The sequence below is a fragment of the Kitasatospora sp. NPDC059571 genome (genome assembly GCF_042735675.1).
GTDB lineage: Bacteria > Actinomycetota > Actinomycetes > Streptomycetales > Streptomycetaceae > Kitasatospora.
In genome coordinates, this window is record NZ_JBHWBW010000347.1 from 7,276 (window position 1) to 8,541 (window position 1,266).

Annotated in this window: 1 pseudogene; it reads left to right on the top strand. The window is 79.5% G+C overall.

Annotation, left to right across the window (positions count from 1 at the left end):
* Positions 1-67: 67 nt before the first annotated feature.
* Positions 68-1,266: pseudogene (locus ACFV0G_RS28915) on the top strand (DNA-binding protein); the annotation flags it as partial.

Sequence of the window (1,266 nt, forward strand, 5' to 3'; positions counted from 1 at the left end):
GCGCGCCCGGGGGCTTTGGGGGTTCTGGTCCGCGGCCGCGGGGGGGCCCACGGCGCACCGGGGGGGCGTGGCCGGGGGTGACCCCGGGCGCGGGCCCGCGGCGCTGCTGCCCGCCGACCCGGCCCGGCTGTGGACGGACGGCCCGGACACCGCCGCGGCCGCCGCGCTGTGGACGGCGACGGTCGGCCGGCGGGTCGCCGTCCCGGAGACGCTGCTCGCGGAGGCCGCCCGGGCGGTGCGCACCGACTGGCCGGCCGCCCGTTCGCTGCCGGCCGTGCTCGACCCGGCCGTGGCGCCGGAGCTCAGCCGCGACCTGGACTGGACGGTCCGCGGGGACCGCTGCGTCCCGGTGGACGGGAAGGCCGACGGCTTCACCGCCAGGAGCCTGATCGGCGCGGTCGCGGTGACCGCCTGGCTGGCCCACCGGCTGCCGGTCGGCGACCCGCTGCGGGCCGCACTGCCGGCCGCCCTGACCGCGGTACGGGACCGGCTGGCCCACCCGGAGCTGATCCTCGACCTGGGCCGCTACGTCAGCCTGCCCGCCTTCCAGAAGGTGGCCGGCACGCCGACCGCGACGGGCGAGGGCTTCGAGCGGTACGGCGCGGTGATCATGGCGACGCACGACAGCCAGCCCGCACCCGGTATCCGCACGGCCCTGCTCGACGCGGCCGGGGAGGACCCGTACCTGCCCGCGCTGCGGACCGACGGCGAGGTGCCGTTCCCGGCCGAGGCGGCGCTGCGGATCGCCCGCGCCGACTCGTTCGGGGCGCTGCTGGCCGACCCGGGCGACCCGGTCGCCGGCGAGCGCGGCAAGGACGGCACCTGGTGGCCGCAGGACCCGTCCCGCTCGGTGCCGGACCTGGTCGCCGAGGTCGCCGCCGAGCACGGCCTGGGCGCGGACGCCGCCGCGCTCTACCTGATGCTGCTGGCGATGCCCGATCCGACCGACCGCAACACCGCGCGCTGGACCGGCTGGCGGCCCGCCCGGATGAAGGCCGCCCGGGCCGAACTCGCCGCCGGCGACCTGGTGGTGGAGGCCGACCGCACCCGGGCCGGCCGCCGGCTGTTCCTGCCCGGCGGCTGGCTGGAGCGGCGCTCCCCGCAGCTGCCGATGGAGGCCTGGAAGGTGCCGCTGTTCGACCTGACCGGCGGGCCGAGCGCGCCGATCGGCGTCACGGTGCCCACCGAGCCCGCCGCCCAGCTGTACCGCCGGGCCCGGCAGCGCCTCCTCGACGGCGACCTGCCGCGCTTCGAGGAGCTCAGGGC